General features: G+C 48.4%; 26 protein-coding genes and 1 tRNA gene. 16 read left to right on the forward strand and 11 right to left on the reverse strand.

The window, feature by feature from the left end:
* The first annotated feature begins 2 nt into the window (after positions 1-2).
* Genes ACWHYD_RS00320 through ACWHYD_RS00345 form a run of 6 tightly spaced genes read left to right on the forward strand, consistent with a single transcriptional unit; the run spans position 3 to position 5,028 of the window.
* Positions 3-1,127, forward strand: a complete 1,125-nt coding sequence (locus tag ACWHYD_RS00320; RefSeq protein WP_447963956.1) for a KamA family radical SAM protein — start codon at positions 3-5, stop codon at positions 1,125-1,127.
* Positions 1,127-2,287 (forward strand): 2'-deoxycytidine 5'-triphosphate deaminase, encoded by a 1,161-nt coding sequence (locus tag ACWHYD_RS00325; protein WP_447963957.1) that lies wholly within the window; start codon positions 1,127-1,129, stop codon positions 2,285-2,287. The genes ACWHYD_RS00320 and ACWHYD_RS00325 overlap by 1 nt, the downstream gene beginning before the upstream one ends.
* 2 nt (positions 2,288-2,289) lie before the next feature.
* Positions 2,290-2,721, forward strand: coding sequence for a hypothetical protein (locus ACWHYD_RS00330; RefSeq protein ID WP_447963958.1), 432 nt, complete (start codon positions 2,290-2,292; stop codon positions 2,719-2,721).
* Between the two features lie 54 nt (positions 2,722-2,775).
* Positions 2,776-3,477, forward strand: coding sequence for a TIGR04283 family arsenosugar biosynthesis glycosyltransferase (locus ACWHYD_RS00335; RefSeq protein ID WP_447963959.1), 702 nt, complete (start codon positions 2,776-2,778; stop codon positions 3,475-3,477).
* Positions 3,461-4,234 carry a TIGR04282 family arsenosugar biosynthesis glycosyltransferase gene (locus ACWHYD_RS00340; RefSeq protein ID WP_447963960.1) on the forward strand — a complete coding sequence of 258 codons (774 nt, stop codon included), beginning with the start codon at positions 3,461-3,463 and terminating at the stop codon, positions 4,232-4,234. The genes ACWHYD_RS00335 and ACWHYD_RS00340 overlap by 17 nt, the downstream gene beginning before the upstream one ends.
* 59 nt (positions 4,235-4,293) lie before the next feature.
* A complete protein-coding gene (locus ACWHYD_RS00345) occupies positions 4,294-5,028 on the forward strand; it encodes an SDR family NAD(P)-dependent oxidoreductase (RefSeq protein WP_447963961.1) in 735 nt (244 codons plus the stop codon).
* Positions 5,029-5,109: 81 nt separating this feature from the next.
* Here the strand turns inward: ACWHYD_RS00345 and lipB are convergent, their stop codons facing one another.
* The 3 genes from lipB to ACWHYD_RS00360 are packed head-to-tail and all read right to left on the reverse strand — an operon-like array spanning position 5,110 to position 7,536.
* Complete coding sequence (lipB, locus tag ACWHYD_RS00350; protein WP_447963962.1) at positions 5,110-5,844, reverse strand: lipoyl(octanoyl) transferase LipB; 735 nt, start codon at positions 5,842-5,844, stop codon at positions 5,110-5,112.
* A gap of 6 nt (positions 5,845-5,850) precedes the next feature.
* The gene (locus ACWHYD_RS00355) at positions 5,851-6,255 is read right to left on the reverse strand and encodes an acyl-CoA thioesterase (RefSeq protein ID WP_447963963.1); all 405 of its coding nucleotides are present in this window, start codon (positions 6,253-6,255) and stop codon (positions 5,851-5,853) included.
* Between the two features lie 18 nt (positions 6,256-6,273).
* The gene (locus ACWHYD_RS00360; RefSeq protein WP_447963964.1) at positions 6,274-7,536 is read right to left on the reverse strand and encodes a TIGR02710 family CRISPR-associated CARF protein; all 1,263 of its coding nucleotides are present in this window, start codon (positions 7,534-7,536) and stop codon (positions 6,274-6,276) included.
* Positions 7,537-7,671: 135 nt separating this feature from the next.
* Here ACWHYD_RS00360 and ACWHYD_RS00365 point away from each other — a divergent pair, with 135 nt between their 5' ends.
* The 3 genes from ACWHYD_RS00365 (at position 7,672) to ACWHYD_RS00375 (ending at position 10,697) form a co-directional block, all read left to right on the forward strand.
* Positions 7,672-8,253 carry a D-sedoheptulose-7-phosphate isomerase gene (locus tag ACWHYD_RS00365; RefSeq protein ID WP_447965910.1) on the forward strand — a complete coding sequence of 194 codons (582 nt, stop codon included), beginning with the start codon at positions 7,672-7,674 and terminating at the stop codon, positions 8,251-8,253.
* Positions 8,240-9,217, forward strand: coding sequence for a hypothetical protein (locus tag ACWHYD_RS00370; RefSeq protein ID WP_447963965.1), 978 nt, complete (start codon positions 8,240-8,242; stop codon positions 9,215-9,217). The genes ACWHYD_RS00365 and ACWHYD_RS00370 overlap by 14 nt, the downstream gene beginning before the upstream one ends.
* Positions 9,218-9,287: 70 nt before the next feature.
* Positions 9,288-10,697 carry a sigma-54-dependent transcriptional regulator gene (locus ACWHYD_RS00375; RefSeq protein WP_447963966.1) on the forward strand — a complete coding sequence of 470 codons (1,410 nt, stop codon included), beginning with the start codon at positions 9,288-9,290 and terminating at the stop codon, positions 10,695-10,697.
* Positions 10,698-11,410: 713 nt separating this feature from the next.
* Here ACWHYD_RS00375 and ACWHYD_RS00380 read toward each other — a convergent pair.
* From ACWHYD_RS00380 to ACWHYD_RS00400, 5 genes are all read right to left on the reverse strand, one after another.
* Positions 11,411-12,301 carry a response regulator gene (locus ACWHYD_RS00380; RefSeq protein WP_447963967.1) on the reverse strand — a complete coding sequence of 297 codons (891 nt, stop codon included), beginning with the start codon at positions 12,299-12,301 and terminating at the stop codon, positions 11,411-11,413.
* A gap of 234 nt (positions 12,302-12,535) precedes the next feature.
* Positions 12,536-14,863 (reverse strand): GAF domain-containing sensor histidine kinase, encoded by a 2,328-nt coding sequence (locus tag ACWHYD_RS00385; protein WP_447963968.1) that lies wholly within the window; start codon positions 14,861-14,863, stop codon positions 12,536-12,538.
* Positions 14,850-15,809, reverse strand: coding sequence for an ABC transporter substrate-binding protein (locus ACWHYD_RS00390; protein ID WP_447963969.1), 960 nt, complete (start codon positions 15,807-15,809; stop codon positions 14,850-14,852). The genes ACWHYD_RS00385 and ACWHYD_RS00390 overlap by 14 nt, the downstream gene beginning before the upstream one ends.
* A 355-nt stretch (positions 15,810-16,164) precedes the next feature.
* Entirely contained in the window at positions 16,165-16,506 is a 342-nt protein-coding gene (locus tag ACWHYD_RS00395; RefSeq protein ID WP_447963970.1) for a hypothetical protein, read from the reverse strand.
* Positions 16,507-16,882: 376 nt separating this feature from the next.
* Positions 16,883-17,689, reverse strand: coding sequence for a symmetrical bis(5'-nucleosyl)-tetraphosphatase (locus tag ACWHYD_RS00400; protein ID WP_447963971.1), 807 nt, complete (start codon positions 17,687-17,689; stop codon positions 16,883-16,885).
* 102 nt (positions 17,690-17,791) lie between these two features.
* On the opposite strand from ACWHYD_RS00400, the gene ACWHYD_RS00405 reads away from it, so the two are divergent.
* From ACWHYD_RS00405 to ACWHYD_RS00435, 7 genes are all read left to right on the forward strand, one after another.
* Positions 17,792-18,565, forward strand: a complete 774-nt coding sequence (locus ACWHYD_RS00405) for an alpha/beta hydrolase (protein WP_447963972.1) — start codon at positions 17,792-17,794, stop codon at positions 18,563-18,565.
* A gap of 35 nt (positions 18,566-18,600) precedes the next feature.
* Entirely contained in the window at positions 18,601-19,146 is a 546-nt protein-coding gene (locus ACWHYD_RS00410) for an MOSC domain-containing protein (RefSeq protein WP_447963973.1), read from the forward strand.
* On the forward strand, positions 19,143-19,805 hold the full coding sequence (locus tag ACWHYD_RS00415; RefSeq protein WP_447963974.1) for a class I SAM-dependent methyltransferase: 663 nt from the start codon (positions 19,143-19,145) through the stop codon (positions 19,803-19,805). Before ACWHYD_RS00410 ends, ACWHYD_RS00415 begins: the two co-directional genes overlap by 4 nt.
* A gap of 54 nt (positions 19,806-19,859) precedes the next feature.
* A tRNA-Gln gene (locus ACWHYD_RS00420) sits at positions 19,860-19,933 on the forward strand.
* 161 nt (positions 19,934-20,094) lie between these two features.
* Complete coding sequence (locus tag ACWHYD_RS00425) at positions 20,095-21,033, forward strand: AlbA family DNA-binding domain-containing protein (RefSeq protein WP_447963975.1); 939 nt, start codon at positions 20,095-20,097, stop codon at positions 21,031-21,033.
* A gap of 144 nt (positions 21,034-21,177) precedes the next feature.
* Positions 21,178-22,620: a hypothetical protein gene (locus ACWHYD_RS00430; RefSeq protein ID WP_447963976.1), complete on the forward strand. Its 1,443-nt coding sequence runs from the start codon at positions 21,178-21,180 to the stop codon at positions 22,618-22,620.
* A gap of 28 nt (positions 22,621-22,648) precedes the next feature.
* Entirely contained in the window at positions 22,649-23,314 is a 666-nt protein-coding gene (locus ACWHYD_RS00435; RefSeq protein WP_447963977.1) for an SOS response-associated peptidase, read from the forward strand.
* Between the two features lie 261 nt (positions 23,315-23,575).
* Here the strand turns inward: ACWHYD_RS00435 and ACWHYD_RS00440 are convergent, their stop codons facing one another.
* Genes ACWHYD_RS00440 through ACWHYD_RS00450 form a run of 3 tightly spaced genes read right to left on the reverse strand, consistent with a single transcriptional unit; the run spans position 23,576 to position 24,759 of the window.
* Positions 23,576-23,893: a DUF3467 domain-containing protein gene (locus ACWHYD_RS00440; protein ID WP_447963978.1), complete on the reverse strand. Its 318-nt coding sequence runs from the start codon at positions 23,891-23,893 to the stop codon at positions 23,576-23,578.
* Position 23,894: 1 nt separating this feature from the next.
* On the reverse strand, positions 23,895-24,431 hold the full coding sequence (locus tag ACWHYD_RS00445; protein ID WP_447963979.1) for a helix-turn-helix domain-containing protein: 537 nt from the start codon (positions 24,429-24,431) through the stop codon (positions 23,895-23,897).
* Complete coding sequence (locus ACWHYD_RS00450) at positions 24,412-24,759, reverse strand: type II toxin-antitoxin system RelE/ParE family toxin (protein ID WP_447963980.1); 348 nt, start codon at positions 24,757-24,759, stop codon at positions 24,412-24,414. Before ACWHYD_RS00450 ends, ACWHYD_RS00445 begins: the two co-directional genes overlap by 20 nt.
* Positions 24,760-24,827 lie beyond the last annotated feature (68 nt).

Consider the following 24,827-nt stretch of genomic DNA (forward strand, 5'->3'; position numbering starts at 1 on the left):
CTATGGATGATTGGAAAAAGGTCCTCGCCGCAAGTATCACCAAACCCAAGGATTTAGCCAAACATCTTGGGGTCGATCCCAAGGAGGTGGAAGCCGTCGTCGGGCCCTATCCGATGCGGATTACCCCGACTGTGCTGGCAACAATTAAAAGTAAAGGGGATGCGATCTGGAAACAGGTCGTCCCCGAGGCCATTGAACTGGATGATATTGATGCCCCGGACGATCCGTTGGAGGAAGATACGGACAGCCCGGTTCCTCACTTGGTCCACCGATATCCTGATCGCGTCTTGCTGATGGTGACCAACCAATGTCCAATCTATTGCCGGTTCTGCACGAGAAAACGGCTGGTTGGAAAACCGGGGTTTCTCAAGAAGGGTGAGTTGGATCGAGCGGTGGCGTACCTCAGAGAGCATACTGAAGTTCGGGACGTCATCCTGTCTGGGGGTGACCCCTTGTTGTTGCCTGATCGCCTCATTGAGAGAATTCTGAAAGGCCTTCGATCCATCCCGCATTTAGAATTGATTCGGTTTGGGACCCGTGTGCCGGGGACTCTCCCTCAACGAATTACTCCAGAATTGTGTGATATCGTGAAACGCTTCCATCCCATCTATATGAATTTGCATTTCAACCATCCGGATGAGTTGACGCCGGAAGTCAAGGAGGCTTGCGGTCGATTGGCCGATGCCGGGGTGCCCTTGGGAGCCCAAACCGTCTTGCTGAAAGGGGTGAATGATGATCCTGAAATCATGAAACGCCTGATGCATCAACTGTTGTTGGCTAGAGTGAAACCCTATTACCTCTATCAAGCTGACCTCACCAAGGGGACGAATCATTTTCGGACCACGGTGGAAACGGGGTTGAAAATTATTCAATCCCTTCAGGGGCATACCAGTGGCATGGCTGTTCCCCACTTTGTCATTGATGCGCCTGGAGGTGGCGGAAAAATTCCTCTGTTGCCCAACGATTATTTATTGAATTTAGATGAGAACGGGGCAGTCTTAAAAAATTACGAAAATAAAACCTATCATTATCCTCAGCCGACTTCGGGAAACGGGCGTGAATTGCCAATGGTAGGCGCCCCAGCGTCCCAGGATATGTGCGGCGCCGGCGCCATGGATGATTATTGATGCTGGATTCGAAGAAAACAGGCATTCTGTCTTTTCAACATCTTCGTGCGCTGGTTCGTCAGCGCGTGATCCGAGCCGATGTGCCCATCACCCCCAAGCAAATTCAACCGGCCAGTCTCGATTTACGGCTGGGAACCAAGGCCTACCGTCTCCTGAGCAGTTTTCTGCCAGAGCCATCCGATCAGCAATCACAGTTTACGATTGAGGACCTCTACCGGTCCGATATGGTGATGTACGATATGGATCTGACCAATGGGGCGATTCTGGAAAAAGGCCATGTCTATCTAGTCCCCTTGATGGAGCGGGTGAAGCTGCCCAAAGATATCCGCGGTCGAACCAATCCAAAAAGTTCCACGGGAAGGTTGGATATTTTTACCCGCGTGGTGACGGATCTCCATGTGGGCTTCGATGAAATCCGCTCGGGGTATGAAGGCCCGTTATTTTTGGAAATCGTGCCGCGGTCGTTTACGATACGAGTGCAGGCTGGATTGGCTCTCAATCAATTGCGATTAATGTCAGGAAAGCCCATGGTCTCGGATTCAGGGTTGCGGACCGTTCATCGCAAGACTCCCTTGCTGTTTCATAATGGAGATTCGGGAAAAACGGATCTGCCCCTATCGGGCAAGGAACTCCGGATGAATAACGGTCTGTTTTTAAGTGTCGATCTGCAAGGATCGAGTGACCATTCCGAGGCGATTGTGGGGTACCGGGCCAAAAAGAACAGTCATGTCATTGATCTCAGTCTGGTGGGCCACTATGCCGCGACCGATTTTTGGGAACCGCTCAAACGCAATGCCACGGCTACGATCCTATTGGAGCCGGAAGAGTTTTATATCCTGGCCTCCAAGGAACGTATCCAGGTTCCACCTGGGTATTCATCGGAAATGGTGGCGTATGAAGCCGCCTGCGGGGAATTACGAACCCATTATGCCGGGTTCTTCGATCCGGGCTTTGGCTATGCCAACCCAAACCGGAAAGGCACCCAGGTGGTTTTGGAGGTTCGCCCTCACGATGTGCCCTTCCGTATTCATGACGGACAGACATTTTTTAAGGTTGTTTACGAAAAGATGCGTGATATTCCCATGCAGTTATATGGATCGGCTTTGGGGTCATCCTATTTCCAGCAGGGTCTCACACTCAGCAAACATTTTAAGTGGTAATTATGAGTACAGAAACCGATCCACCTCAGTCGACTGATCCTGTTGTTCCCAAGCCCGTGCCTCCCCGTCCGCCAGTTATGGAGGAGGATCAGGAGGATCAAGAAAATCTGCAGATGCAGGTGGCCATGCGTATGGTGGGATCCGCTATGGTCTTTATCGGGTTTTTGCAGGTTTTTTTGTCCGCCAGTACCGGTGCGGAAATCAGCATCTTTCCCATGATTATTTATTTTTCAGGCATGGCGATGTGGGCCTATTCCTCCGTGGACAATCTCACGGTCCGTTATACGGTGATGGCGTTGTCTCTGCTTTGTGCGATGGCATTTATGCATTTTGGGGAAGTCTTATTTTGGCATAAGTATCTAATTTACTGGGGCACGATCGGAGTCGTCGTGTTTTTTATGTTCAAAAATCCCAAGAAACCCGCCGACTCGTAGACGTACGTTCTTGGTTTTTTATCTTTCCTGTGTGCGCCGACATTTAGGGTCTTCATGGACATCGCCGTGATCATTCCGGTCTTGAATGAACAGAAGGCATTGGCTGTGCTGTTGCCTGAATTGCTGTCATCATTCGGATTTGAGGAGCTGATAATTGTGGATGGCGGGAGTTGGGATCAAACGACGGATGTGGCAAGGACGATCTGTCAATCGGCACCTGATGTCCACACTCAAATTATCAACGGGCCACGTGGTCGGGCCTCCCAAATGAATGCAGGGGCCGCTCTGGCCAAATCGGACATTCTGGTGTTTTTGCATGCAGACACTCAATTGCCCCGCAATGCCAGACAAGTGGTGACACAGGCTATGGACGATCAGGGGTGTGTTGGTGGCCGGTTTGATGTACGTTTCCCACAGGACACCGGTTATGCATGGATGGTGAGCCGGCTCATGAATCTTCGCTCACGCTGGTCGGGGATTTCCACCGGCGATCAAACCATGTTTGTGCGACGTTCAGTGTTTGAAGAGTTGGGAGGCTTTGCAAATATTCCTCTGATGGAAGATATTGAATTCAGCCGCCGGTTGAAGCGAGTTGGTCCGATCGCGGCTCTGCGAGCTAAAGTCGTCACCTCGTTTCGACGGTGGGACCAGCACGGCCCACTCCGCACGATCGTGCGCATGTGGATACTCCGCGCGTGGTATTGGCTAGGATGGGATCCTCGTCGTCTTCAGCAGTATTATGACACCGTCCGGTAACGACCCAGCTCGACGTCGATCACGCCCATCACCGCAGGGCCAGGGGAAAGGACATCGAAGCCTCCCGCCTGCGATGTCGGCGATTATTGTCTTTGCGAAGGCACCGGTTGCTGGGCAGGTCAAAACACGTCTCTGTCCTCCTCTCACGCCTGATGAGGCAGCCAGTCTCCACGGAAGTCTCGTCTTGGATATCTTAGAGCGATGTCAATCTCTCAAAGAATACGATCGGATTCTGGCCGGAACGCCCTCTCACCATCATCCATTCTTTCGGGCCATGGAGGCTCGATTCAAAATCCCTGTCTGGGATCAACAGGGGGAGGACCTGGGAGAGCGCATGGCCGGGGTTTTTAAACAGGCCCTTGGAGCACCCTATCGTTCGGCAGTGGTTATTGGCACCGACATTCCCGGGATTCATGGACCACTGCTGAAATCAGCCGTGAAGGGCTTGGAGGATCATGATGTGGTGCTGGGCCCCACAGGGGATGGCGGATATTATTTAATCGGTCTGCGATCACCTGTTCCAGACCTGTTTGAGAATATGCCATGGTCCACTGATCAGGTGTTTGCGAATACCAAACAGAGAGTTCAGGAGTTGGGTTTATCTTTGAAGGTTTTACCGCCTCTACGAGATCTCGATACGGTTGAGGATCTTCAACTATTTATCCGGGAAGCCAAGGACCGGCAGAATCAAACATTTTCTTCTCGTACGAAAAACGTGTTGCAAGAATTAGCAGCACGATTGACCAACCGTGAATAATGGGGAAATGATTCCTGTGCGACGGGTGGTGATTATGAGAAGAACAGGGGTTGGAAGCCATGAATGAGCGGGTGGCGTTGATCACTGGTGGAGCAAGGGGAATTGGGCGTGGTATTGCCCTGGACTTAGCCGCCAAGGATTGGAAGGTGGCGATTTGTTATCGCACCAGTCAGTTGGAGGCGCAGGATGTCGTGCGCACCATTGAAGAGAAGGGCGGAAAGGCCTTGGCCATTCAGTGTGATGTCTCAGATGCCATTGCTGCTGTCCAGCTTGTTCAGCAAGTGGAAAATACATGGGACCGGATTGATGCGCTGATCAACGGGGCGGGACCTTACCATCGGGTGCCGCTTTTTGATGAAACCACCGATGGCTGGTCGGAGATGTTCAACAATAATCTTCACCCGATCTTCTATCTCGCGAAGGCTGTCGCCCCAGGGATGAAGGCTAGGCAATCCGGACGGATCATTTCGTTCGGCATGGCCAACGCGGACAAAATGGAAGCCCAATCGCATGTGACCGCCCATTATATTGCCAAGGCCGGCGTGCTCATTCTTACCAGGACGTTGGCGAAAATCCTCGCTCCTGATGGTATTACCGTGAATGCGGTTTCCCCAGGATTTATTGATTCAGGGAGCGCGCCACCTGGAGAACTTGACGGGATAGCAAAAAAAATTCCGGCCGGTTATATCGGGGAAATCGAAGATACTGTTCAAGCCGTTCGTTATTTCCTATCTGACGAGGCTCGATACGTAACGGGAGCCAACCTGCACGTGAGCGGCGGCTGGGGAGTCTAAAGCCTCGAAGCTGTCATTAATGAGCAGAATAAGGAGTTTCCCAATAATTTCCCACCTTGTGCCATGGAGGGAGATCGTCTCTCAATGTCTTGCCTCTCGTCCCGATTCTTGCTCGTATCTGGGTTTATTTTCTTCCAACCAGGTGATTCCAAAAACCTCCCCAAAGTGGTGAATGATTTGTGTCCGAACCAGATGCGAATCAATTGATCTCCCAAGGTTCTTTGCCATGGAGGCCATGGTACAGCCTTCAATGCCACATGGCGCTAAGAAGGGAAACGGTTTGAGATCGACGTTCACGTTTAAGGCAAATCCATGCATGGTTACCCCACGGGAAATTCGTACACCGATGGACGCGATTTTTTCTAAATGACCTTCCTCACTGTCGACCCACACCCCGCGAAACGATTCATGACGACATCCGGCAATACCCCATTCCCCTAAGGTGCGAATTAGGACCTCCTCCAATTGCTGGACATATATTTTTGGACCGGGACAGAAATTTCGAAGTCGTAGAATCGGATATCCGATCAACTGTCCGGGGCCATGATAGGTCACCGATCCGCCTCGCCCGGTCTGATGAAGGTGGATTCCCATGTCCTGCAGTTCAGGCCAATGAGGCTCCCAATGCTCCGGTTTGGTTGTTCGCCCCAAGGTGATGACGGGTTCGTGTTCGGTCAAGACCAATGTGTCGGGTCGATGGTCCTCAAGACGTTGGGTTGCCAAAGATTGTTGAAGCTCCCAGGCTTCTGCATAGGGCAGGTGGGGAAATGTCAGAATCATTCCCGGTTTTCGAGAATCGGAGAGAGTCATACGCATGCGTTCTCAGGAAGAAAAGGATACTAACGGGAGACCCAAAGCTTCCAGGATAGGAGGTGGGAGGCGTTTGATTTTGCCATTGGTATTCACTGCCACAAGTGTTGCCGATCCTTCCACGACCAATCTATTGCTGGTGCGATCTGTGATGACATGGGAAAACGTGAGAGACGTTCGTCGATCGGCCGCCACTGTCGTTTCGACTACCAGGGTATCTCCATAGGTGGCGGCCGATCGATAGGAAAGTTCAGCGTGTATCACGCGAAATTCGGTTCCTTCTTGTATCAATGCGGCAACCGACAGGCCATGGTTATCCAAGTAATGCGTGCGGGCTCGTTCAAAGTATTTCAGATAGTTGGCGTAATAGACGACTCCCCCACAGTCCGTATCTTCATAATAGATCCGTACTTCCATTCCGGCCTGTTGCCTCCGCTACACATTTAGAGTTGGAAATTCCGGAAGGTCGGTGGGAGCCACGCCACTTAATTTTATCACCAGCTCATAGAGTTGGTGAAAGCGTTCAGGTTTAATGGGTTCAAATCCGTAGCCCAACAACGCATGATCAGCGGCATCAAATAAGGACTTCATTTTTGACCAATCAGTGACAAAGCGTTCCCCCATGGGATCTCCGAGCGCCGCCAACGCCTGAAATTGCGCCTGCAGAGGAAGGCGATATTTCCCATCAATTTCGTTGAGAAATTGTCTGCGACAGGTGTCTCGCAGTTCCTCAGGGAGTTGTTCGAGACTCACATCCCAACTTTTCAGGTGATACTGGGTAAACAATCTGGATTGAGCAAAGGCCTCCAAGGCTCGAAGCAGGACATGAGTGGCGGCTTCAAGATCCCGAACCCGGTCTCCTCGGCGTTTAGCCCATGCTAATAAGTCGAGAGACACTCCCGGTTTAATGTCTTTTGAATCCAGCACAATTCGTTCAAGAAACGTGAGATTTCCTTTGAGTAAGTGAAGGAGACGATCCATTCCAGGAGGGCCGCCCCACACAGAGGCCAGTTCCAAGGCTTTGATCCCGCCCTTTAATTTTTCCCAGGCAGTACGATAGAGCAGTTGATCCCAGAGGCCATAGGCCTGTGCGACATCGGCCAAGGCCCGATAGAAGGGTTTCAGCCCGCCGCTGATGCGATGTTCAAGTGTGTGAAACCCTTTAACGGCCGCATCATATGAGCCATGGTTGAAATGGTAACAAGCTTCGTGTCGTAGGCGCGTCGCCTCTTCGTCCCAAGGATTGGCAGAGGCTTCAGATTGCGACAGTACCTTGGTGATCGCCTCAATGGCCTGGTCAACAGATGGAAATGGATGGCCGGGAAACAATAACACTTTGGTGGAAAAAGGAAATCCTGTCAGCACCATGGCGGAAGCCATACCAACTGTTGCGCTGGTTATATCAATCACCAGTTCGCCCGGCGTCACCTTCCAGGTGGTCAACAGAGGGCCAAGACCCTGGGCTAGAGCCTTCTGGCACGCTGAAAAACTTTCCGGAGAAGGAGTGAAGATCCAGTCCCAACGTTGGGGCATGCGGGACAGGGCGGGAGGGATTTGGGACTCCACGACCTCTTTATGGGACTCGTGCAGAAAAAAACAGACCATGTCAGGATTCAAGTGCCGGACAATAGCGATGGCGGACGTAGGATCGGATTGAATGGCAAGTAGGAGTGCTTTGGTGGGGATATGGGCACTCACAATGGGTCGACTATATCATCGGTTGAGGAGACCGGCAAGAAAACTGATGCAGGATATTAGCCCTCAACGGCTAGCCCCTGTATTTCTCTTAGGAGAGTGTGAAATTTGGGTCCTATCCTGATAGAATCGGCCACGATGAATATTGATGCGGTCATTCAGGCCTTTGAAACCAGTGCGGATGTGAAAAATGAATTTATCCGGACACATGCGGAGCGTGTGGTTGAAGTCGGTCAATTGTTGATCCGCGCATTTCGAGAAGGCCGAAAGGTCTTGCTCTTTGGAAATGGTGGGAGTGCGACGGATGCTTCGCATCTTGCTGCGGAATTTGTCGGTCGGTATCGCCGCGATCGAGATCCCCTCCCTGCCCTGGCATTGGCCTGCGATATGGCCGCAATAACCTGCATTGCGAATGATTACGACTTTACAGATATTTTCTCCCGGCAAATAAAGGCGCATGGCCGCAAGGGGGATGTGGCCATTGCCATTAGCACCAGTGGGAACTCCCTGAACGTGATCCGTGGTGTGGAAGCCGCCACTAACAGTGGTCTTGTTACAGTAGCCTGGACAGGCGCCACGGGAGGTAAAGTGGGAGATCTCGTCGATTACTGTTTTCGGGTCCCTTCTTCGGTGACGGCACGTATTCAAGAATGTCACATTACGCTGGGTCATGTGTTGTGCGAATTTATTGAAGAGCGTCTATTTGGTGACCAGGGCTAAATCATTACCAACCGGTGCGTCCCCGAAGCTGAATCTCGCCCGGCTTCGTACCTACCCGCTTCAAACTCGTCATTCCAAAGTAAAGATGGCGGATTTTGCTTCGCCATGGCGGCGAACAGGTTCATTTCAGGCCTTTCTCAAAACCCTGCCGGATATTTTAGCAGGCAAAACTTTCCGCGCTGTGGTCGCAGCGATTGTTAATGCCAGACGGCGGGGAAGACCGGTGATCCTCGGCATGGGCGCCCATCCGACCAAGGTCGGTCTGAATCCCATCGTCGTGGACCTGATGCGAAAGGGCGTCATTACCGCCGTAGCCATGAATGGGGCCGTCATTATCCATGATTTTGAGTTAGCCTATCTTGGGCAAACCTCGGAGGAGGTTGAAGCCGAAATTGATTCCGGACGATTTGGTATGGCAGAAGACACGGGACGGATTTTAAATGAGGCGATTGTGAAGGGCTGGCAGGAGGGTTTGGGCATTGGAGAAGGGGTCGGCCGGTATCTCTTGAAGCATCCTAAGCAGTTTCCACATCGGCGATGGAGTTTGCTGGCGGCCGGTGCGCAACTTGGTCTTCCGGTGACGGTGCATGTGGCGATCGGGACCGATATCATTCACATGCACCCTCATGCAAACGGCGAAGCGATTGGTGGTGGCTCATTATTAGATTTTCGCAAGCTGGCCGCAGTGGTGTCGAAGATGGAAGGGGGCGTGTATATAAATTTGGGATCAGCGGTCATGATGCCGGAAGTCTTTCTCAAGACCGTGACGTTGGGCAGGAATCTGGGACGAACCTTAAAACAGATTACAACGGTGAATATGGATTTTCTCCCGCATTACCGACCAATGACCAATGTCGTCAAACGGCCAACGCAAAAAGGCGGGAAAGGATATGCGCTGACCGGCCATCATGAATTGATGGTTCCGCTTTTGGCCGCAGCCGTGCTGGAGGCGCTTGGCAGGTAAGGGATTCAAACGTGACTGCGATTTTATAGACACGGGACAATCAGGTGCGGGCTTAAGGAGTAGAACCTTCATGAAAAAGAAAATTCTCATCGTCGATGATCATCCCGACATTGTCCTCATGCTTACGGATCGTTTAGAAGCTCTGGGTTATGACACGATTTCCGCTGGAAATGGCAAGGAAGGCCTGGAGAGATATGAGCAGGATTTTCCTCACCTCATGCTGTTGGATTTGGAAATGCCGGAGATGGCCGGCATGGAAGTATTGCACCAATTAGCAAAAATCCTTGTGAAAAAGAATGGAGAGGCTGATTCTCAGGCATTTGGCGGAGGAGAGTCTCTCCCATTGCCTGTGGTGGTCATGACGGCTCATGGCACAATTTCCAAAGCCGTTGAAGCCATGAAAGCGGGAGCATATGACTTTCTCACGAAACCTATTGAGTTGGACCATCTGGCTCTCGTCCTCAAAAAAGTCTTAACGCGGGAAGCGTTAGGGCGGCAGGTTGCCGCGCTGCGCACGGAAGTAGAAAGCCGGTATAGCCAAATCGTCGGGAATAGCTCTCAGGTGCACTTAATGGTGGAGTTGGCCAAACGGGCTGCCGAGGCTGACGCCACTGTGTTGCTATTAGGAGAAAGCGGGACGGGTAAGGAGTTGTTTGCGCGGTCAATTCACCAATGGAGTGATCGGCGGGAAATGCCATTCAGTATCATCAATTGTGTGGCTCTCACCGAAACCCTCCTGGAGAACGAACTCTTTGGTCATGAAAAGGGGGCATTTACCGGTGCAGATTCTCTCCAAAAAGGGAAAATCGAAGCGGCGGATGGGGGAACAGTTTTCCTGGATGAAATCGGCGATATGCCACTGGGGCTTCAGGCAAAATTACTCAGGGTCCTTCAGGATCATGAGTTTCCACGGGTAGGAGGGACGCGATTGGTCCGCGTCAATATTCGGGTGATCGCGGCCACTAACAAGGATCTGAAGCGAGCAGTTAAAGAGAAGACCTTTCGGGAAGACCTGTATTTCCGGCTGAATGTCGTGAACTTGATATTACCGCCATTACGGGAGCGTCCCGAGGATATCATTCCTCTTGCCGAGCATTTTTTAGCGCGCCACATGCGAGAAATGAAAAAACGGAAGCGGAGGTTTTCCAAGTCTGCCATCCAAACGATGCGTTGTTACGCATGGCCCGGCAATATTCGGGAACTGGACAATGCGATTGCTCGAGCGGTGGTGTTGGGAGTTGATGAGGAAATTTCTTCAGACCTTTTGGGATTGGGTGGAGGAAAGGACGAACTCGATGAGGTCGACAACCTCCCCTACCATGAATCCCTGGACCGATTCGGCACCCGCATTCTAGAGCAGGCCATGCGTAGGAGCAATTGGAGCCAAACTAAAGCCTCAGAGCTTCTGGGGCTTCAACGGACCTACCTCTCCCGCCTCCTCAAGCAAAAAGGCATTCAACAGGGCACTGAGGATTCCTGACCACTTTGGACTTTCGAGAAATCCAGACAGACATCCAAGAGAAGTCCCCGCTCATGACCGCTGAAGAGGGTTGGAAAATGACAGAAAGGAAATTTTGATCCTGTTTTCAATTTCCCCGGGCCCGGCAATCTGACAAAATCATTTATATCATTCAAATCGTTACGAAACTGGCGGAGTGGACTTCAAGGCGATCCATCCATAGAAGTTTTGTGGCCCTTATCTCTATCGGAAATTTTTTCCATGGCCAATTCCAAAATAATTATTCCAGCATCAAGGCTAATTAAACGGGACAGGTATCCCACATCAAAAAACATCCGGTGGTCAAGGAATAAAATTCCTTCCAAAATCCCATTTCCTTGCATTGGTGCTTGACCTGTTTTCCAAACAGACGGGCCTTCTGAGACTGTTTGCAATAGGAAGTGAGACCTGGGTGTTGGTTCATGTGACAGCGATCATGTTCCTTTTAGGTGATTGATTTCGGAAAAGGAGTTGTTGGTGAAAATGTTTAAATTGTATTGGAATCGGTCAAAATAAAAAATTCCCGTATCTCCAGCTTCGTTTCTTCCTAAGGGGTCGTATCCAATTTTCTTGCTTGGAATCTTTCTTCTGCCGGGCCGTTCTAATACATGAGGCTTCATGGCAGGGGTTCACGGTTTCAGCCTCGGCAGGGTATGGAGTGTCATGGCCAGATGACCGGGGTGCCTAATTTTTTTCTAGGTCTCATGTGATTTCTTCACCACAGGACGGGTCACTGCGCAGGTAAATTCCTGGCCTTGAAAATTGAGGAGATACACTGAAATCTCAATAGGGAATTCCTGGCCATTTTTGGTGCGGTGGATCGATGGGTAGGATAAGGGGTAACCCATCCGCAAGCTTTCCAGGTGTTGTTGAAATTTTTCATTGTCATGGTAGGGGGCAATGTCCGGAATACGAAGGGTTTTGAGTTCTTCCGGTGTATATCCTAAAGCGTCGCAAGCAGCCTGATTGGCAAAACGTAAGCGTTTATCCGAATCTGCCACCATGATCCCATTGGGTACATGATCAAAAGCAAATTGCATCAGTTGAGCGTACTCGGCCAGTCGTTCATATGCGGTGAGGTTCAATGATTGCTGTGTGGCCCCCTCAAGGGAAGCCCCGGTTAAGCTTGGTTGAAGAAGTGAGGGAAAGGTGGTCATTGGAGTCGTGGGGGTAGAAGAGCCTTGCCACCCGGCGATGGCTATGTTTCGTGCCAAACAGGCGCGATGAATGGCAGATTTAACTTCTTGCCGTTGGTACGGTTTGGTGAGGTAGGCGAAGGCTTTATCGAGGATGTCGGGATTGGCAGTCTTTCGTAAGGAGGTAAAGGCGGTCAACAGGATCACGGGCAAGTGCGGATGCGTTTGAGAGAGTTCGCTAAGAACTTCTATGCCATCCCGGTCTGGAAGTCCGACATCAAGGAGTACGACCTCATACGATGAGGTCGTACTTTTTTGTAGGGCTGCACCTCCCGTCTCTACAGGGTCTACCTCAAAACCCTCCTGGCGAAGATAATCAGAGAGGGCAAGAAGAATGTCAGTGTCGTCATCCACGAGCAAAACTCGCGGCTTCGTGGACAAAGGTGACATCTTTCCTTTCCTTGCAGGCGATCCCGAACCTTGTGGAATTTGGAGACCAGAGGTCACCTAGAAATGTTTCTACAGCCCCCCAGCAATTCTAGAGAAAAATCCCTGCAAGTTGCAGGCTTATAAAAACGGGTGTTATTTCCAAGAAAAGGAAACTGTCAAAATAAAAAAATGTATCCATTTAGATAATTGTTGTATCTAGACGGATACATTTTTGACAAATTTCAATTCTGATTTTTAGGAAATTGGCGTCGATGTTGTGACGGGTAAAATAACACAGAAGCGACTGCCCTCTCCTGGCGTACTCTCCACCCAAATCGACCCGCCGTGCAGCTCGACTAAACTCTTGGTAATAGCCAGGCCGAGGCCGGCTCCTCGACTTTTCATTTCAGATGATTGCCCACGGTAAAACCGTTCAAAAACCGTCTGTTGTTCCTCGAGAGGAATTCCGCAACCGTTATCAATGACACAGGTTTGAAGCATGCCGTCTTCCCGCTGCTTCACTTCCACGGTCACGGTTCCGGAAGATTCCGTAAATTTGAGGGCATTATTGATGAGGTTGGTAAAAATCTGAATGAGTTTATCCCGGTCGCCTTGGATGAATCCGATTGGAGGGGAAATATGGGCTTCGAGAATGAGGGACCGTTCCTGTGCCATAGGTTGTAATGTCTCCACGACCTCTCTTACGAGGCTGCCCAAGTTGACGGCGCTCCGGTGTAAGTCCATGCGACCGGCTTCGATGCGGGAAAGGTCCAATAGATCATTAATCATTCGAGTGAGTCGTTCGATATTATATTTCATTCGTTCGAGATAGAAGGATTGTCGGTCATTCAGATCCCCGACTAAGCCATCCAACATATTTTCCACCAACCCTTTGATAGAGGTCATCGGGGTTCGAAGTTCATGTGAGACAATCGAAACGAAGGAGGATTTCAACCGGTCTAATTCTTGAAGTCGTTCATTGGCCGACTGCAAATCTTGCGTGCGTTCTTTGACTCGTTCTTCCAGAGTTTGAGCGAGTTTTTCGACTTCCTCATAGTTTTGTGCGTTGTCGATCGCGACAGCGACGTGGCTGGCTATGGTCAAAAGCAAGTCCAGATCTTCCTGCGTGCAGCGTTGGTTCCCCCGATCGGCTCCCAGATATCCCAGCACGCGTTGATGACTCAGCAGTGGGGCGCACACAAAAGAGATCACTTCCATTTGTCGACAGATTGGAAGGAGGAGAGGACTCAACTGATGGGCTATTTCGTCCAGATCGTATGCGAGGACCGGACGTCCGTGGATCAAAAGGGTTTCATCTATGCTTCCTGGCATAATGGGAAATTCAAGGTCTCGAATTTGTGGCTCCAAATCCGGAGGTACCCCGGACACATCAGAGATCATGCACTTGGTGCTTCCAGGGTCCTGAAGAATCAGGATCATACGTTGGAATCCCAGATTTTTTCGAAGAAGCTTCAGGACGGTGGAAAACAGTTTTTGGACATCTAAGGTCGAGGTGATCACAATTCCGGTCTGGTGCAAGGTGCTGAGTTGTGTGACCTGCTTTGTGATGGTGTGAACATAATGGGAGATGGCTTCTTCACGTTGTTGAAGGGCTCGTGCCATTCGATCGATACTGGTGGTGAGTTGTCCTACTTCATCCTGGGTGTCAGCGGTAACCGTCACGGCCAAATCGCCTTCAGCGATTTTTTGTGAGGCTTCCACCAAACGCTGAAGGGGTGTGACGATGCGATTGGCTAACAGAATTGTGAGAAGTATGCCCACGAGGATGATTCCCACGGTGAGGAGACCGATGTGCCATACCGTTTGGTTGAGGGATTGTTGCATGTGTGCGGTGCTGATGCCGATTTGAATAATGCCGATGATGCCGGACGGTTTAGGTGATACCGTCAGACGGTCCTGAAGGTTCTCTGACAACAACAATTCCATGGTGGAGAGCCGTCTATCTTGCCGGTAGACCGGAAGGGCGAAATCATAAATGGTTTCTGATCCGATTCTGAATCCTTCTGCACCCTTTCGTTCTGCGGATCTATCAGAGAGAAGTCCTTTCTTGAGTGGTGAGGTATGCAAGACTGTCAAAATTGGCTCAATTATGAAATTTTGGGAAGTTGGCGTGATCAGTCCCTCAGTGAGGGAATCATCCGGGAATAAGGGTTGCGTTTCGTCACGAGTGAGCTTCGTCGTATTCACTAATTTTCCTTTTGATTTTCCGACTAACACGTGACCGTCCGGGTCTCGTGCGATGGCGTAGACGACTTCCGGTGCTGAAAGCGCGCCATCTAACATTGTCTCCAGGTAATGTGTATCTTGAATAATGAGGCGATTGACGCTGACATTGTTCAGTGTTTTAACCAGAATGGTTCCCGTCTTGAGTAGCGCAGCTTTCATGACCTCAGCCTCCTGCTGAATGAGATATCCACTGAGACTTGAGCAGGCGAGAACGATAACCAGACTGACAAATAAGGAAAATTTCGCGCGTAACGTGAGAAATCCACGCGGTGCCCCATTGGGTTCAGTTGGGAGAGGCGATGGCGCTAGAGTAAGTTGGGGGTTAAAATTGCTCATCGAATTGCCTCAGAATGTCTGGAGTGAGAGAGAGGCTCAAGTACCTCGCGGACTTCTGATTGATGGATTGATGGACGCGTTCAGGAGGAATAATCGTTCCCAATAAAGATGAAGTGGTTTGTCCGGCCAGTTGTTGGGTAAGCTGAGCAGCCTGTTTGCCAATGTCTTCATAATGGAAGTATGCGCCGACAACTGCGCCGCTACGCACTAATCCGGCGGAAAAACCTATGACCGGAATCTTGGCTTCCAACGTTGTACTCAACAGAAAGTCCAGAGTGTTTTCGGTGAGAACGGTACTGTCTGGTAACAGCCACAAGGCGTCGATGTGGCCTTTGAGGGCATTGAGTGCGGAAGCGATATCCTGTTCTTGATGTACTTCTTTGGAGACGATCGTGATGCCCAATGTCTTGGCGTCATGGAGAAGTTGACTATGCATCTCGTTTGTTTTTTGCGGATCGAAGAGCACTCCGATGCGTGAGGCCTTGGGTGTCAAAGTGTGTAGGGACTTTAGGTGTTGTCGGAATGGGACATTCAAAGAGAGACCGACCATGTTGGCGGTTGGCAAGCCATATTTTTCCGGATCAAGAACCAGACAAAATATGACAGGGATATCCAGGATATCGAGTTTGGCAGAAAGAGCTGCTTTTAATCCCACGGCCAGCACGACATTGGCATTAGATGCGCGAATCCGCTGGGATAGAATGCGGCCTTTTGCCATGTCTCCCTGGAGGTCGTATTCCCCAGTCACATGAAAAGAGGGAGGGAGAGCCGATGTATAAGCGGAAATGGCTTCAGAATAGGCGTTGATGTCTGCCGACTTTAGAATGACGACTTCCTCGGCAAGGGACACAGTGGACAGGTTAAGGAAAATTCCCACACACAAGCTCACCAGGATAAACTGCATCCAATGAGGTGATCGGTGGGATATATCCCTTAAATTGTTCATTATGTCTCAGCGACGATTATGCGGTAATTCGTTCTAGATTTACCTTGTTTTCGCCTCGGATTTTGTGGGATTAAGGCGGAAACGCACCTTTCCCTTGGGATTTTTACCCAAATATTGAGAAGAAGCAAGGATAGTACCGATGGAAACTAGCCAATAATAATGAGAAATTTTTGAGTTGGATTTGAGCAGAAATTTAAGGGGATGATGGCTTATGTAGAGGGGAAGAGCGAATCCGCCTAGGACGGTCCATCAGATGGAATGGGAAGTCATCTTCAGAATATTGCATTGAAAAATGCGGCATTCCCAGATATTCGGAAGACAACAATTGCCCAGAAAGACTGTGCCTGTGAAAACTCTAGGGTAAGCGATGCCAATCGTATTCTGAAACAAATTGAGCGGTAAGTGAGCGAATCATTCTGGATTCTGCCGTTTCTTGAATTTTGGGAGTCTGATAATGTGGTTGCCAGCCGCAATTTAGGCAACGAATCACGGTTTCATTCGAAGTTTCTCCACCCTCTTTGTGCACCAAGCCTTGGCATTTCGGACATTGAGAAAGTGTGTCGGCAATGTAGGTTGGTGGATCGGGTCTGAGTGAATCCAAATGGATGCGAGTATGGCGTCGGCGAATTTTTCTGATTGTGCTAGCTGGGTTATTCGAGGATGAATTGGTCATTTGTTGCAGAATGGATTTCATCATGAGTATCCCTTCTCTAAAAGATAAATACAGTGGTGGTGTGCCCTTAAGTCTTTAGGATTGCTTACTTTCCCTCTCAACTGCGTTTTCCGGTGGTATCTAGGGATTCAAGCAAGAGAAGTGCCTGAAGAACGTAAATTAATCCTAAAAAGAAAATACCAATAATAAGTAAGAAATATGGGGCAAACAGATTAGAACCAGGCACAAGGTCAGGAGGTAAGGAAAATCACGTGTTATCCAAACGGATACAGCATGTATCTCATCAGATACAGGTAATGGGTGATGTTCAAACGTTGGAGGAATGTCCAGGGGGGTTATGAGTATATGGGATAACGGAGGCTGCCTCGCCTTTCGTATGACGGCGGGTGGGGCGATCTGATTATATCTTCGAGCAGGTGACGCGAAAAAGTTTTTGGTCTTCGAGTCGGAGGGCAATGAGTTCCCGCCCCCACACGCATCCGCCGTCGATGGCGAAGACTCGCGGACCTTTCACTACTCCTAAGGCCGACCAATGTCCAAAAATAATAGTGTCCTCTTGTGTCGCTCGATTGGGAACTTGGAACCATGGCATATATCCTTGAGGGGCGTCGTTCGGATGCCCCTTGAATGAGAACTCAGGAATACCTTCTTTGGTACAAATCCGGAGGCGAGTCAAGACATTGGTAGTGAGACCTAACCGTTCGTCAGGACTCAGATGGGGAGAAAACACGTTAGCTTTTCGAAAATAGATTGCGGGGAGGCGCTGGTGAAAATTCTCATCCTGCAAGGCTTCCTCCACCTCACGAGCTAACTCCAGTACTTGAGAAATGGACCAGGATGGTAAGAGGCCTGCATGCACAAGGCAATATCCATCTTCGACGTGGGCAAGGGGTCGAAAGCGCAACCAGGTGAGTAATTCATCCACATCAGGTGCTGAGAGAACTGATTGTAAGGTGTCTTTTCGACTAAGGGCGGTTATCTTGGCCCACACCGCCAGAAGATGTAAGTCATGATTGCCCAACACAGTGATGGCCGAGGCCCCCAACTGCTTGATGAGACGAAGCACTTCCAGGGAATCGGGTCCTCGATTGACTAAGTCCCCGGCGAACCAGAGACGATCGGTTGCGGGATTAAAGCGAACCTTTTCTATCAGACGGTGTAAGGCCTGGACGCATCCCTGTACATCTCCAATTGCATACGTAGCCATTGTGAAGGATCCTCGGCTGGTAAAAGGAAATTCTAGCTGAAGAATACCCTAATCTAGCATTTTTTTTCCGCGTTGGTGTCACGGCCTTGCTACAATGGGCGCATGTTTGAAGGAGTCTTTGTATTTCAACCCTCTCCCTGGGACGATCGGAATTGGGCGAGTCTCAGTGGACTGCCTTTAGAAGAGGTATGGCTCCCCGTTGATGAGTCCGTCACGATATTCGGCTGGTTTGTAAACGCTGGACCAACTAAGCCGGTGCTCCTGTGGTGTCATGGCAATGCGGGCAATATCAGCCATCGGTTAGACAATATTCGTGAGCTGTATCGGTGGGGATTATCTGTTTTCATTTTTGATTATCGGGGCTATGGCCGGAGCACGGGCACTCCTTCTGAATCCGGCCTGTATCAAGATGCCTTGGCCGGATATGACTATCTTTTGAACCGTCGCGGGATTGACTCGAACCGGATTGTCCTGTTTGGACGGTCTCTGGGCGCTTGCGTAGCTGGGGATGTGGCTATTCGCAGGGCATCGGCCGGAATCATTCTTGAAGGGGCGTTTCCATCTATCCAGGCCATGTCGGATCACCATTACTTAGGATTGCCCGCTCGGTGGTTGCTAAATGTGGACTTCAATCTGGCTGAAAAGGTTGCCAAGCTCAGGCGTCCGTTATTGGTGATTCATGGCGAAAAGGATTCCATTGTTCCGGTGTCCTTGGGGCGGCAGGTCTATGATGCCGCACATGAACCTAAGCAATGGTCTGTGGTAGTGGGTGCGGAACATAATGATGTGCCGTTTGTTGGGGGAACCGCCTATTTTCAGAAAATCATGGGTTTTGTTCAGACTGTGGTCTCCAAAGGACATGGAGGATCGCAATGAATGAGTGTAATCCTGCTTGACCACCATTTTGATTGATGGCTACCATCCTCATTGTTCTGGACCAGTATATTGCCGGATTAAACAAGTTCATGGGTTCTGTTGCGTATCTCTATCAAATAAATTGTTCTCCAGGCGGACTCCCCAAGCTGCCCGTGTCCAAGGCCTGGATCACCTTCAATGGGATAAATGGAGACCGGTCTCGGAATCGGGTACTACATGGCGGGCCGGATCGGGCATTATGCCTGTTTTCGTTTGAGGTCCTTAAGGCCTTACAACGCGAGGGACACACTGTTCACGCTGGAGCCTCCGGAGAAAACCTGACCGTGGCTGGTCTGAACTGGGCACAACTGAAGCCAGGGGACCATTTGAAAATTGGAGAAGAGGTGCAGATCGAATTGACTAGCTATTGCGAACCATGCCGTCATAATGCGCAATGGTTTGTGAATGGAGACTTTTTCCGGATCTCTCACCGGCAGCATCCTGGATGGAGCCGGTTATATGCTCGAGTGTTGTCCGAGGGACGGGTACGGCAAGGTGATGGCGTGTGGGTCGAAACGTTGCCGAAAAGGAAGGTGAAATGATGGAACGGGTGCTCGAACCGGAAATTATGGATGAACCTGAGCAAGTTCAGGCCTATGCCGAGGCGGATTTTCAAGAAGAAAATCAAGGTTTTGTGGATAATTTCCTTCGACTCTATGAGGATCGTGATGGCCCTCATGTTGTGGATGTGGGTTGCGGCACCGGTGATATCTCCATCCGCCTGGCAAGGAGTCATCCCACCTGCAGGATTACAGGAATTGATGCCTCCATCCCCATGATTAGCTGGGCGGAACAGGCTGTGAAGCAAGCTGGGTTAGCTCATCGAATAGAATTTCTCACTCAACGGTTTCAAGATGTCAGTTTGGCCACTCCAGCTGATGCAGTAATGTCAAACAGTTTGGCCCACCATGTTCCCAATCCCCTACGATTTTGGTATGAGATAAAAAAAATGCTCAAACCCGGCGGGTTAGTGCTGGTCATGGATCTCCTTCGTCCCGATTCTCCCGAGGAGGCTCAAGCGCTCGTCGATCAGTATGCGGCTCAAGAACCAAAGAGATTACAGCAGGATTTCTTTCACTCCCTGTTGGCGGCATTTACGGAGGATGAGGTGGCTGCCCACCTCGCAGAACTTAATTTTAGTCGTTTGATGGTAGATGTGCCGGATGATCGGCATTGGATCGTGTATGGAAGGGTGTACTAACCCGGTAAAGATCTTGACGCTTTGGTCCTGTAAGTCTTAAAGTGCTCGTTCGGTTGGGGGATCGTCTAGGGGCAAGACATAAGATTTTGGATCTTAGAACCCAGGTTCGATTCCTGGTCCCCCAGCCAATTCCAGCTAAGCTCTTCTCATTTTATGAAAAGTGAAAAGTTTCCGTGGAGACTCTACGGAGACTAAATGGACCAATCTCTCCCGGCTTTTCTACTTCCCTATTGCATTCCTTTTTTTGACTCTTGCGGTTCCGCGTTAAACCCATAAGTCGGGGCAAACCATGTTTGAACTCTACCAAAGTTTAAATAGCCGCCAGGATATTGAAGACTTTATTGGATCTGTTTCTGCAGACCTATCTTCCCAGGCTAGAGAAAACTCCACGATTGAATACAAAGAAGCCCATCAAAAATTTTCGAACACCAACGAAATTGGGAAAGACGTGTCGGCTTTTGCTAATAGTGTGGGAGGACTCATTTTCTATGGGGTTAAATGTGATCCTAATGACCCAACAAAACCAAAAGCTATCACGGGTTTAGAGCCAAGAAATATTGAAACTTTTGACAGAGTCGTAAATTCAAGCATCCATCACCCCATCAAAGGGATAAAAAAGAAATTAATCCCAGACCATAACCCTCAAGTCATGCTGGTGTACGTTCCCCAAAGCGATGAATCGCCGCATCAAAATGCTGGTGACAATAAATATTATGTTCGACTAGGCAGTGAATCCAAGCCAATGCCTCACTATTTAGTGGAACTCTACTTTGGGAAACGGCGGAAGCCAAAACTATTTATAAAAATAGACCGACTCGTAAAGCCTCAACGATCATCCTTTAAAAACAACTGGTCTCCGAGAATGAACCTTCAGTTCACGATTCAGAATTCGGGGAAGGCAATTGCTAAATACCCACGGGCTATCTTTCTTTTCACGAAAAATCAATACGTTAAACCCTTAGAATCCGTCTCTTTTGTTACTGATGTGAGGTTTAGGATCCTTAGTCATTTTTCTCCTCGCAAAGAAGTATGGGAGTTCAAAGATAATCATGATGTCATTCATGCGTCTGCAGATCAAAAATTTGGCCCATTTGGCATTCAATACAATTACGCACTAGTACTGGAACCAGATACAGAAGAAAACAACCCTATACTAGAATGGGAAATTTATGCTGAGAAAATGGAACCTCAGAAAGGAAAGGTCATCCTCTCTTCATTGTTTACTTGAACGGTACAGTATCTAGTTCTGGAGTTGATCGAAGAAAAGATTCGGGACCTGGAAAAGCTAGGGTTGCTGCTGAAGAGGAAATAGTTTTTTAAAATTGGAAAAGCCAAAATGTGTCATTTTCAAATAATATGTTAAAAAAGGGATATGAGTACTGAAGAACGTTGTAATTTTTTTGATATCTGTGGTCTTCCACCCGAAGGCCCTAACCCTACCTGCATACTTCACAATTCACAGAACAAGAGTAAATGGCAGGAATTTAATATAATTTTTCAACACCTTTTGAAAAATGGCCATAGCAATTTCCAAAAGGTGTACTTCCCTGACAGTTCTACATCCTTTCAAAATAAAACCTTTATTGATGATTTAGATTTTACGGGAGCAACTTTTGAAGGCGAGCTTCAACTGCGCAATGTAACTCTTAAAAAAGGTCTCAAAATTTCTTCATGTCAGCTGAGTGGAATCCTGCTTTTGGGTGTAACAGTGGAGGGGGAAGTAGAAATTAAACAAACCCGCGCTAGACATCTTCAAATTGTTGTGAGGGAAGATTCGACCTTTCGTGGCCCTCTAGTAATTGAAAGTACCACTGCCGGGAACTTGAGTTTTAGTAACAGTAAGTTTGAAAACCAGCTAATTGTTAAATTCAAAGAATTGAGTAATATAGAAATTTGGGCAGCAGAAATACATTCTTTATTTGACATTCAAGATTGTTCGATTGGCCAAACCCTTAACTTAGAAAAGGTTATTTTTGGCCCAAAGTCTGAAGTAAATCTTTGTTCTTCAAGTATCAGGGTTGGAATATTAATGGGAGGGAAAACTAACCCAGGAGTTTTACGGATCGATGGTTTAAAAGTTAATGGATTCTCCAAATTAGCGAGTCCAATGGATTCTCCCTTCCCCATGAAAATTATTTCTGAGAAAAAGGCCCCCATATTTGATTGGGAGAAAGGCGTAAGATTTCAAAATGTAGATTTAAGTGAATGCCTTTTACTCGGAAACAATTTTAAAAATTTCCAATTAAACAATGTTCAATGGGCGTGGGTGGGTCAACCCAGGCCAAAGTTCCTGGGGAGCAGGTTTGGACGGTCAGGGCTTAAAGATGAAAAGATTCTGCGTGAAAAAAAAGAAAAGAATATGTCTCTTATACGAAACTTGAGAGAGGCCTATGAAATTTTAAAAAAAGAATATGAGGCAAAAGGAAACCATTTGCAGTCTGGTCTTTTTCATTATGGCGAAATGGAAATGAGGCGGCGGGAATATAGCTTTCCCAAACGATATCTAGGCCTTGAAGCGTTTTATTGGATTCTGAGTGGTTATGGCATCGGTTGGGGAAGGGCTTTGCTTTGGATTATCCTTATAATTCTAATTCCGGCTTATATTTACTATTGGGATAATTTAGATAATACCTATTATGATGGATGGGATTGGTTGCGCCATAGTTTTCAAGTTACTACATTTCAGAAACCAAATTTGCCTAAAGGTTTAGAGCCTTCCGATTGTACCAAGTGGACTCAAACGATCCAAAGTGTGTTGGGACCATTTCAGATTGCTCTTTTTGGTTTAGCTGTCCGAACGAGAATTAAAAGGTAAATTACGCCTCTCCTCAATATTCCCTATTATGTGCGGTCGCTTCACCCGCAAAGAAAACCTACAGCACCTGGCGGACCTATTGGGGTTGAAGGCCATCCCGCCATTATCCCCACGCTACAATATTGCCCCCTCTCAACTTGTAGCCTGTATACGGACCAACCCGGAATCATTAGAACGGGAATGTGTGGAACTGAAATGGGGCCTGGTCCCGTCCTGGGCCAAGGATCCCAGCATCGGCAATAAACTCATCAATGCCCGAGCGGAGACGGTGGCCGAAAAGCCCTCATTCCGGAAGGCGTTTAAAAACCAACGCTGTCTGGTGCTGGCCGATGGGTTTTATGAATGGAAACGGGAAGGCAAAACCAAACAACCCTATTACATTCGTTTCAAAGATCACCGGCTCTTTGCTTTCGCAGGCTTGTGGGAACGGTGGGAGAAACAGGACCCGGCCTTAGACACTTGCGCCTTGATCACGACCGGCCCCAATGCCCTGATGGAACCCATTCATGACCGGATGCCCGTGATTCTATCGGAACAATCGTATGCAAGCTGGCTCAATCCCGGCCTGAATAATACGGTTTACCTCAGTGGGCTTTTGGAGCCATACAAAGACGAGGAGATGGAAGTCTTTCCCGTCAGTCAGATCGTGAGCAATCCCAAAAATGATCGGCCAGAATGTGTGCTGCCTATTTAATGAAAGAGGAAGGGCGTGTAACTTCTCCTCTACACACCATGACCCCCGAGTCGTTAAACCCAGGGGCCGGTTGTGCCCTGATGGTGTTCCCTTGCATCAAGAGGAAGCGTGTCTCGTATTATGAAGGATGCCAGCCTCGGCAAAAACCCGCGACCCCTCCAATGGGGAAGGCCTTTCGATTGACGCCGACTACCATTGTCATCGTGAGTAGGGGTGGAATTAGAAAAATTTTTAGGGAAATTTGATTTATATTGCGCAGGTTTATTTTTCAGCGGTATCGGGAGAAATGGGAGCTGTAGGGATTGCTCCAAAAGTTAACTCGTAATCTTTGATTTTCTCAGCCAGCAAAACAGAAACCGCCTTTGCATGCGCTGGCGATAAATAAACCGTTGCCAAGTTTTTTACAATTAAATGTTCTCTGGAAGCTTCTTTTAATTCCCCAAAACGGATTCTGATATCCCAGAGAGATGTAGCGATCTCTACTGAATTTGAATAATAAGTAGGAGCCTCTTCTACACCCATTACCTCTCTTTGTCTTTGGAGTTCGACGACTTTTTTTGATTTCGATTTAATTCCCATTTTATGCAGTGCCTCCTGGCGAAGAACTGGTAGCTATATATTTATGCGGCTTTAATATTTCCACTGAGCGAAATGAATTAATGCGGTTTGTATTTGACTTAATGGTCTTGCTTGAATCTACTAACCCTTTACTTCCTGGGAAATTTTGGGTAGTTCCCTTATTAAAAAAAAAGGAATGTTTTGCTTCCGTATTGTCAGATTTTTTTTCGGAGATTTCTGCAAAACTCTTAGACTGATATTGTTTTATAACGTCTTCTCTCGTTTCGAATTCGATTTTTAATCTTGCATCAAGAGCCTCAGCAACCCTTGAGAGAGTTTTAAAGTTCCAGCTTGCATAGTCGGCATTCTCAATTCTGGAGATGGCAGATTGCTTCATTCCGCATAGAATTGCCAAATCATTTTGTTTCAGCTCTCTTTCCTCTCGTAAATTTTGCATTCCTAAAGCAATCTCATCTTGTACTCGTTGTCGGAAAAATTTATTAAAGTATGCTTTGTCCTTAAATTTTTGAGATAGTTTGTTATGGATTATTGATCTCATTGAGTTCCACCTCACCCTGTTGAATTTTTTTTCTATTCCTTTTCGCAGTCTCTATGTCCCCTGGAGGAACTTTGGATTTTTTTTTAATTATTCCCAAAAGGAAAATAATAGTCTTTTCAGGGCCAAAATAAAAAAGAATCCGGGCATTCTTTGCGCGAAGCTCGAAAATTCCATCATCTAAATGCGCCGATACTGGACGTCGGCACTGGTTCCCAAGGTTCAGAAGTAAGTCTAACCTGGAATCTAATGTAATTTGGGTTTCTTCGTCACAATCTTGGTAAAATTGGTCCCAAGCCTTCATGTACTGCTTAGGTACCCAACTAATCATATCACAATAAAGTTATATTCGGAATATTATTTATAAACTGGAGTACAATCAAGAAGCCAATAGATTAA

The organism is Nitrospira sp. Ecomares 2.1 (assembly GCF_965152585.1).

Bases quoted from the DNA above. Each gene is read 5' to 3' on its own strand.
- ACWHYD_RS00400 (WP_447963971.1), bottom strand. From the start codon at position 17,689: ATGGCTACGTATGCAATTGGAGATGTACAGGGATGCGTCCAGGCCTTA.
- ACWHYD_RS00320 (WP_447963956.1), top strand. From the start codon at position 3: ATGGATGATTGGAAAAAGGTCCTCGCCGCAAGTATCACCAAACCCAAG.
- ACWHYD_RS00375 (WP_447963966.1), top strand. From the start codon at position 9,288: ATGAAAAAGAAAATTCTCATCGTCGATGATCATCCCGACATTGTCCTC.
- ACWHYD_RS00365 (WP_447965910.1), top strand. From the start codon at position 7,672: ATGAATATTGATGCGGTCATTCAGGCCTTTGAAACCAGTGCGGATGTG.
- lipB (WP_447963962.1), bottom strand. From the start codon at position 5,844: ATGCGTATGACTCTCTCCGATTCTCGAAAACCGGGAATGATTCTGACA.
- ACWHYD_RS00445 (WP_447963979.1), bottom strand. From the start codon at position 24,431: ATGAGATCAATAATCCATAACAAACTATCTCAAAAATTTAAGGACAAA.
- ACWHYD_RS00425 (WP_447963975.1), top strand. From the start codon at position 20,095: ATGTTTGAACTCTACCAAAGTTTAAATAGCCGCCAGGATATTGAAGAC.
- ACWHYD_RS00355 (WP_447963963.1), bottom strand. From the start codon at position 6,255: ATGGAAGTACGGATCTATTATGAAGATACGGACTGTGGGGGAGTCGTC.
- ACWHYD_RS00340 (WP_447963960.1), top strand. From the start codon at position 3,461: ATGACACCGTCCGGTAACGACCCAGCTCGACGTCGATCACGCCCATCA.
- ACWHYD_RS00390 (WP_447963969.1), bottom strand. From the start codon at position 15,809: ATGAACAATTTAAGGGATATATCCCACCGATCACCTCATTGGATGCAG.
- ACWHYD_RS00435 (WP_447963977.1), top strand. From the start codon at position 22,649: ATGTGCGGTCGCTTCACCCGCAAAGAAAACCTACAGCACCTGGCGGAC.
- ACWHYD_RS00405 (WP_447963972.1), top strand. From the start codon at position 17,792: ATGTTTGAAGGAGTCTTTGTATTTCAACCCTCTCCCTGGGACGATCGG.
- ACWHYD_RS00430 (WP_447963976.1), top strand. From the start codon at position 21,178: ATGAGTACTGAAGAACGTTGTAATTTTTTTGATATCTGTGGTCTTCCA.
- ACWHYD_RS00385 (WP_447963968.1), bottom strand. From the start codon at position 14,863: ATGAGCAATTTTAACCCCCAACTTACTCTAGCGCCATCGCCTCTCCCA.
- ACWHYD_RS00325 (WP_447963957.1), top strand. From the start codon at position 1,127: ATGCTGGATTCGAAGAAAACAGGCATTCTGTCTTTTCAACATCTTCGT.
- ACWHYD_RS00415 (WP_447963974.1), top strand. From the start codon at position 19,143: ATGATGGAACGGGTGCTCGAACCGGAAATTATGGATGAACCTGAGCAA.
- ACWHYD_RS00440 (WP_447963978.1), bottom strand. From the start codon at position 23,893: ATGGGAATTAAATCGAAATCAAAAAAAGTCGTCGAACTCCAAAGACAA.
- ACWHYD_RS00395 (WP_447963970.1), bottom strand. From the start codon at position 16,506: ATGATGAAATCCATTCTGCAACAAATGACCAATTCATCCTCGAATAAC.
- ACWHYD_RS00380 (WP_447963967.1), bottom strand. From the start codon at position 12,301: ATGTCACCTTTGTCCACGAAGCCGCGAGTTTTGCTCGTGGATGACGAC.
- ACWHYD_RS00345 (WP_447963961.1), top strand. From the start codon at position 4,294: ATGAATGAGCGGGTGGCGTTGATCACTGGTGGAGCAAGGGGAATTGGG.
- ACWHYD_RS00330 (WP_447963958.1), top strand. From the start codon at position 2,290: ATGAGTACAGAAACCGATCCACCTCAGTCGACTGATCCTGTTGTTCCC.
- ACWHYD_RS00410 (WP_447963973.1), top strand. From the start codon at position 18,601: ATGGCTACCATCCTCATTGTTCTGGACCAGTATATTGCCGGATTAAAC.
- ACWHYD_RS00450 (WP_447963980.1), bottom strand. From the start codon at position 24,759: ATGATTAGTTGGGTACCTAAGCAGTACATGAAGGCTTGGGACCAATTT.
- ACWHYD_RS00335 (WP_447963959.1), top strand. From the start codon at position 2,776: ATGGACATCGCCGTGATCATTCCGGTCTTGAATGAACAGAAGGCATTG.